Origin of the sequence: Anaerococcus kampingae (assembly GCF_046365475.1) — a bacterium.
In the GTDB taxonomy this organism is placed as follows: domain Bacteria; phylum Bacillota; class Clostridia; order Tissierellales; family Peptoniphilaceae; genus Anaerococcus; species Anaerococcus kampingae.
The window spans coordinates 21,460-28,185 of sequence record NZ_JBGMEF010000037.1; the positions used below are offsets into that span (position 1 = coordinate 21,460).

The window sequence follows — 6,726 nt, forward strand, 5'->3', positions numbered from 1 at the left end:
AATTTAACTAACATAAATTCAATTTTAATTTTTCCCTATAATAGCCCGATGAGTTTTTCTCCTATTAGGGTTATTGATGTGATGATTATGAAGCATGTTCCTCCTAGGGCTAGGGGTTTGGAGCCTGATTTTACTAGTTTTACTATGTCGCTGTTGAAGCCTATGGCTGACATTGCCATTACTATGAAAAATTTGGATAGGTCTTTGAAGGGTTTGAAGTATCCTATGTCTACTCCCTTGGCGAGGGCTATGGTTGTGATTAGGCTTGCTATTATGAAATATATTATGAAAAATGGAAATATTTGTTTGATGGATATTTTTTTGCTATCATCTGTGTCTGTTTTTTTCATTCTTATGAAGGCTAGGCCTAGGCATATTGGGATTATGGCGAGGGTCCTGGTTAGCTTGACGGTGACTGCTTCATCTAGGGTTTGACTTCCTAGGTTGAATATTGTGTCCCATGTGGATGCTGTGGCTGTGACTGATGATGTGTCGTTTACTGCTGATCCTGCAAATATTCCGAAGGCGTGACCGTTGGCGTGGCTAAAGCCGATTAGCTGTCCTAGGCTTGGGAAAAGAAGAGCGGCTAGGATGTTGAAAAAGAATATTACTGATATAGCTTGGGCGATTTCATCTTCGTCTGCATCTATTACTGGTGCGGCGGCTGCTATGGCAGATCCTCCACAAATTGATGAACCTACTCCAACTAGTGTTGCTATGTGGTCTTTGATGAGGCCTGTTTTGCTGGCTATGAATGCTACTAATAGTGAGCTTGATATGGTTGATAGGATGATTGGTAGTGATTCTCTTCCTGTTTTTAATACTAGACCTAAATCTAGTCCGAATCCTAGGAGGATTACGGCGTATTGTAGGATTTTTTTGGAGGTGAATCTTACTCCGTCCATGTAGGGTGTTTTGTTTTTTATTATTTGACCGAGGACCATGCCTATGAGTATTGCAAATACTGCAGGTCCTACTAGGGGCACTTTTTTGCCTATGAATTGAGATATACTTGCTATTAGGAGGCAGAGTATGATTCCTTTTATATTTTTTTCTATTGATTTTGTCATGTTTTCTCCTTCCGTTTTTTTATTATAGCAGGGGATTATCATAATGTAAAATTATAATTATTTACTATATTATAAATTTTTGTTATGATTATTAGGGAGGATTTTATGTTGGATTTTAGAATTGAAAGTTTTTTGGCGGTGTGTGAGTATCTTAATTTTACTAAGGCGGCGGAGAGTCTGAATATTACCCAGCCTGCCATATCTCAGCATATTAAATATTTGGAAAATTATTATAATTGTAAGCTTTTTTGTAGGAATAAGAAAAATTTATCTTTGACTGACCAAGGCAAGATTTTAAGGGCGGCGCTCCTTTCTATGTCAAATGATGAGCATAGGCTTAAGAAGCTCCTTGGCAAGAAAAAATCCCAGGGGGAGAAGATTTCTCTTGGTTTTACGAGGTCGGTTGGTGAGTATATAGTCATTGATAAACTAATTGCCTTGATTAAGGAGAAGGCGGCTTGTGATCTTCATATATATTATGAAAATACTGATGAGATTTTGAGGGATATTGATAGTGGTAAGATTGATTTTGCAATTATTGAGGGGTTTTTGGATGGCAAGGATTATTTTGTCAAAAAATATAAGAGCGATAGGGTCCAGTGTATTTGCCACAGGGACCATGTTTTTCAAAGACCTATCACAAAGCTGACTGATTTGCTAGATGAGAGGATTATTATAAGAGAAGAGGGGTCTGGTACTCTTGCCATTCTCAAAAATTTCCTCTATATGGATAATATAGATACAAAGGATTTTGCAAATATTATTGAGATTAATAATATGCACGCTATTGTTGAGCTTCTTAAGGCAGACTGCGGTATTAGCTTCTTGTTTGAGTCTTGTGTTGAAAAGGAATTAAGGGAAAAGGAGCTTAGGATTGTAGATCTAGAGGATTTTAATCTGACCCATGATATGTCCATTGTGGCCAGCAAGAATTCCATATTTTTGGATTTGTATTTAGAAATAGCTGAAAAATTGTAAGAAAAAGATGTGTGTTCTTGTTTTGAATAATTAGTATTAAAAAAGGGAAGCTTAAATAAGCTCCCTCTTTTAGTGCATAAATTTAGAACCCGTAAGTATCCCCGTATATCTCATAGGCTGCTTGTTGGGTGCCTTCGCCGGCGGCGAATTTGTAGACTGTGACTTCTCCTAGGTCTTTGTCTTTTACCTTGTAGACTCCCATTGGGATGGCCCAGGTTTTGACTAGTTCACTTCCATCTTCTTGGATGAAGGTGGCTGTGTCTATGTCTCCGCAATAGTCTAGGCTGATTAGGATTTTCTCGCCTGTTCTTTTGGAGGCTAGGAGGGTGTAGGTTGTGATTTTGATGTCTGTGTCAGATTTTGGTTTTATTTCTTTTTTGTCTCTTATGTTGCCTAAGACCTTGATGATTGGCTGTTTGTCTTTGCTATCTAGATCTATGTCTGATAGGGTTTTATCTTCGAACATATCTTTGAAGTTTTTTGATTGCTCGAGGTTGTATAGGACATGTGAGCCGGTGTCTAGGAATTTTAGGCTTCCTTCTAGGTCTTTGACCCCGCCTATGGCTTGTTTTTTCTCTTCTTTGTAATTTTCTAGGATCATTTCTGACATGCATATTTGGTCAGAGTGGCTGAAGAATACTTCTGTTTTGTCGTTTATGCCTTGTGTTTTCTTTGGGGCATTGGCCTGGCTTGTTGGCTCTTCGTTGCTTATTTTCGGGAATTGCTTGCCTAGTTCAAAGACATTTGAGTTCTTTTCGTCGATATTGCCTTTTTTTACATCTGGATATTCTTTCATGAATACAAGGTCTTTGATGTCGGTGTATTCTTTGTGGTGCTTTTTGGATAGCATGTAGGCTCCTGCCTTGCCATCTGGGTAGTCTGGCTTGTAGTAGAGATCTACTGTGTAGCCTTTATTTTCTAGGTCTGTGATTTTTGAAGCTGGCAAGTGGAAGGTGAATTCTTCTCCTAGCATGCCTTGGTTGAAGTTGTGTGCATCAACATATTTGGTTGTGACGCCATTTTCTTCAAAGCTGCCTGATTTTGGGGTTTGGTAGGAGAATTTTGTTAGTCTTACTGTATATGTGTTATCGTCAATTTTTTTAGGGTTGGCAAATTGACCCTTAAAGAGGGCATAGGACATATTTTGACCGTCGCCGTAGTAGCATGAACCATCAAAATTGCCATCCTTGCGGAAATATATTTTTTCACCGCTGTCTACCAGGCAATCGTAGAGGATTTTGCCCTGAAGGTCAGCAAAAAGGTCGAACTGGTCGTTCTTTTTGATAGTATCTTGGCCATCTTTTATAGTAGCATTGCCATTTTCATCCTTTTCTAGGATTTCTTCATCATTATCAATTTCATCGATATCTTCATCTTCTAGGACATCTTCATCTTCATTTTCATAATCAAAGTAGTCATCGCCTAGGATGTCCTTGGCGTAGTCTTCGCTGGCCTTGCCTGCACGGATTTTACCTTGTCTTAGGAGAAAATCTATGTCATTTTTTACCATACTGCATGATGACAGGATAAAGGCTAGGGCAAGTATACCAAATATTTTCTTTTTCATGGTGGCTCCTTAGTTTATTTTATTCTATTATATCATATTGCGACTTTGTTTAAAAACTTTTATTGAGGTATCTAATTACTAAGATATTTTTTGTGGTTGCTTTTGAGTTTAAAGCTTATTTTGACAGGTGATTTTTATAGATTGACATTTTTTTGCAAAAAGTGTTTAGAAGAGATATTCTGGGGTAATTTTATAAGAGAAAAGAGAGGAGAAAAGATGAAAAATATTGTAATTGCAGGCGGTGGAGTCCTAGGTAGTCAAATCGGATTTCAATCAGCCTATAGAGGAAAAAATGTTACTTTTTGGCTAAGAAGCGAGGAATCAATCGGTAGAGCTAAGCCAAAAATTGAAAAATTATATATGACCTATCTGGCAGAGCTTGACCATGCCAAGGCTCAAATTGGTAAGGAAAATCCAGATTATGCAAGGGCTTTGATAGAAGATTTTGCAAATATTAGCCCAGAAGAGATTGATAAGCTAAAAGAGGATGTAAAAAAAGCCTACGAATCAATCAAATACGAAACAGACTTGGCAAAGGCCATGGAAGGGGCAGACTTTGTAATCGAGGCTATAGCTGAGGTGGCAGATGTAAAACACGACTTCTTTAAAAAGATTAAGGACCTTTTAGGAGATGATACAATTCTAGCTTCCAACTCATCAACCATGCTTCCATCAACCTTTAAGGATGATGCAGGCAGACCTGAAAATTATCTACACTTCCACTTTGCCAACCACATCTGGAGAAATAACCTTGCAGAGATTATGGTAACACCAGAAACATCTGATAAGGTAAGAGAAGCTGTGGAAGTCTATGCCAGAGAAATCACCATGATTCCAGTTGTAATCAAAAAGGAAAGGCCAGGCTATCTTCTAAATTCCCTCCTAGTACCACTATTAAGTGCAGCCCAAGAGCTAGTAGCAGGCGAATATGCAAGTTTTGAAGATGTAGACATGGCTTGGAAAGTTGGTGCAGGAGCCCCAAGAGGACCTTTTGAAATCCTAGATATTATAGGCCTTATGACACCATACAACCTTGCAAAATACAAGGAAGGGGCAGATGACCCATCTACAATGGCAGGTAAGATTGTAAAAATGCTTGAGGAAAAGATAGAAGCAGGTAAAACTGGCGTGGCAGCAGGTGAAGGCTTCTACAAATACGACGAAAAGGGTAGAAAAATCAAATAAAAGCTTAAAAGGCGAGGATTTCTATCCTCGTTTTTTAAGCTAAATATAAAACTAGAACTTTAGGCCCGAATAGATTACAATGAAAAGGAAAGAAAAAACAAAGGAGATGAATATGAAAAAACATTGGTGGCATAAGACTACAATTTATCAAATATATCCAAGGTCCTTCATGGATTCTAACGGGGACGGCATGGGAGATCTTAAGGGAATAATCTCCAAGCTTGACTACCTCAAGGACCTAGGCATCGGGGCAATCTGGCTATCTCCAGTCTACAAGAGCCCGATGGATGATAATGGCTATGATATTTCAGACTACAGGGATATAGCAGATATTTTTGGCAATATGGATGACATGGACACCCTCCTAGCCGAGGCAAACAAGAGGGACATCAAGATAATCATGGACCTAGTTGTAAACCACACATCAGATGAGCACGCTTGGTTTATAGAAGCAAGGGATAATCCAGACAGCCCAAAGAGAGACTTCTATATATGGAGAGATGAGCCAAACTCATTAGAATCAGCTTTTTCAGGATCAGCTTGGCAATATGACGAAAAATCTGGTCAATATTACCTCCATTTATTCTCCAAAAAGCAACCAGACCTCAACTGGGAAAATGAGGACCTCCGCCATGAAATCTACGACATGATGAATTTCTGGATAGACAAGGGCATCGGTGGCTTTAGGATGGATGTAATCGACCTTTTGGGAAAGGTACCTGATAAGGAAATCAGGGAAAATGGCCCAATGCTCCATACCTATCTAAAGGAAATGAACGCATCTACCTTTGGAAAGTACGACCTACTTACAGTAGGCGAAACCTGGGGAGCAAGCCCAGAAATTGCCCAACAATATTCAAATCCAGACAATAAAGAACTATCAATGGTCTTCCAATTTGAACACATCGGCCTATCCCACGAAGAGGGAAAAGCAAAATGGTTCTACAAAAAAGACCTAGATGTGAAGAAATTAAAGCAAATTTTCGCCAAATGGCAGAATAAACTTGCACCAGGTGAGGGTTGGAACTCCCTATTTTGGGAAAACCACGACCTACCAAGAGTCCTATCCCTATGGGGAGATGAGGGAGAAAACCGAGTCAAATCAGCCAAGGCCTTCGCCATCCTCCTCCACCTAATGAGAGGAACTCCTTACATCTACCAGGGAGAAGAAATAGGCATGACCAATTACCCATTCATGGACCTAAGCGACTTTGAGGACATAGAGTCAATAAATTATGCCAATGAGTGCCTAGAAAAGGGCGAAGACATGGCGGCAATCCTTGACAGGATATCAGTAATAGGCAGGGACAACGCCAGAACACCAATGCAGTGGGATGCTAGCAAAAACGCAGGTTTTTCAAATGCAGATAAGACCTGGCTTGCAGTAAATCCAAATTATAAGGAAATAAACGTAGAAAAGGCCCTAGCAGATAAGGATTCAATCTACTACACCTACAAAAAGCTAGTAGACTTGAGGAAAAATAATGATTGGCTAATAGATGCTGACTTTGATCTAATAGAAACAGCAGATAAGGTATTTGCCTACTACAGAAGCACAGAAGATGAGAAATATTTGGTAGTAGTAAACCTATCAGGAGAAGAGCAAAACTTCGAACTAAAGGATACCTACCAAGAAATAATAATAGCAAACACAGATGTGGAAGAAGTAAAAGAAAGAAAAACCCTAGCCCCATGGGACGCCTTCTGTGTGAAAATTAAATAAGCAAAAAAAGACTAGTCAAGGTAAAATCTTGACTAGTTTTTTGGTAGAGATTTTGGGAAATAAGAGGGCTATATATAGAAGGGATTTTTTTAATGTTAAAATTGTTAATTACTCACTATTTTCATTCCAAGGGAAACTTCCTTATCTTCGACCACCACACCCTTGCTTCGAGCCCAGTGGATTGTCAACACCTATTTGTACAA

The 6,726-nt window shown here is 39.0% G+C and carries 5 protein-coding genes; 3 read left to right on the forward strand and 2 right to left on the reverse strand.

What is annotated here, in order from left to right; all coding sequences use genetic code 11:
* Window positions 1-35 precede the first annotated feature (35 nt).
* Entirely contained in the window at window positions 36-1,070 is a 1,035-nt protein-coding gene (locus ACCQ42_RS08650) for a YeiH family protein (RefSeq protein ID WP_106461383.1), read from the reverse strand.
* A gap of 105 nt (window positions 1,071-1,175) precedes the next feature.
* Here ACCQ42_RS08650 and ACCQ42_RS08655 point away from each other — a divergent pair, with 105 nt between their 5' ends.
* A complete protein-coding gene (locus ACCQ42_RS08655; RefSeq protein ID WP_410035942.1) occupies window positions 1,176-2,048 on the forward strand; it encodes a LysR substrate-binding domain-containing protein in 873 nt (290 codons plus the stop codon).
* A gap of 82 nt (window positions 2,049-2,130) precedes the next feature.
* Here the strand turns inward: ACCQ42_RS08655 and ACCQ42_RS08660 are convergent, their stop codons facing one another.
* The gene (locus tag ACCQ42_RS08660; RefSeq protein ID WP_410035943.1) at window positions 2,131-3,615 is read right to left on the reverse strand and encodes a hypothetical protein; all 1,485 of its coding nucleotides are present in this window, start codon (window positions 3,613-3,615) and stop codon (window positions 2,131-2,133) included.
* Window positions 3,616-3,831: 216 nt separating this feature from the next.
* Between ACCQ42_RS08660 and ACCQ42_RS08665 the strand changes: the two genes are divergently transcribed.
* Both ACCQ42_RS08665 and ACCQ42_RS08670 read left to right on the forward strand, forming a co-directional pair.
* Window positions 3,832-4,800, forward strand: a complete 969-nt coding sequence (locus tag ACCQ42_RS08665) for a 3-hydroxyacyl-CoA dehydrogenase (protein ID WP_410035944.1) — start codon at window positions 3,832-3,834, stop codon at window positions 4,798-4,800.
* 112 nt (window positions 4,801-4,912) lie between these two features.
* Window positions 4,913-6,523 carry a glycoside hydrolase family 13 protein gene (locus ACCQ42_RS08670; protein WP_410035945.1) on the forward strand — a complete coding sequence of 537 codons (1,611 nt, stop codon included), beginning with the start codon at window positions 4,913-4,915 and terminating at the stop codon, window positions 6,521-6,523.
* Window positions 6,524-6,726: the final 203 nt, after the last annotated feature.

What these genes read in the sequence shown, in the direction of transcription:
- ACCQ42_RS08650 (WP_106461383.1), bottom strand. Translation starts at nt 1,070, where the DNA reads ATGACAAAATCAATAGAAAAAAATATAAAAGGAATCATACTCTGCCTC.
- ACCQ42_RS08655 (WP_410035942.1), top strand. Translation starts at nt 1,176, where the DNA reads ATGTTGGATTTTAGAATTGAAAGTTTTTTGGCGGTGTGTGAGTATCTT.
- ACCQ42_RS08660 (WP_410035943.1), bottom strand. Translation starts at nt 3,615, where the DNA reads ATGAAAAAGAAAATATTTGGTATACTTGCCCTAGCCTTTATCCTGTCA.
- ACCQ42_RS08665 (WP_410035944.1), top strand. Translation starts at nt 3,832, where the DNA reads ATGAAAAATATTGTAATTGCAGGCGGTGGAGTCCTAGGTAGTCAAATC.
- ACCQ42_RS08670 (WP_410035945.1), top strand. Translation starts at nt 4,913, where the DNA reads ATGAAAAAACATTGGTGGCATAAGACTACAATTTATCAAATATATCCA.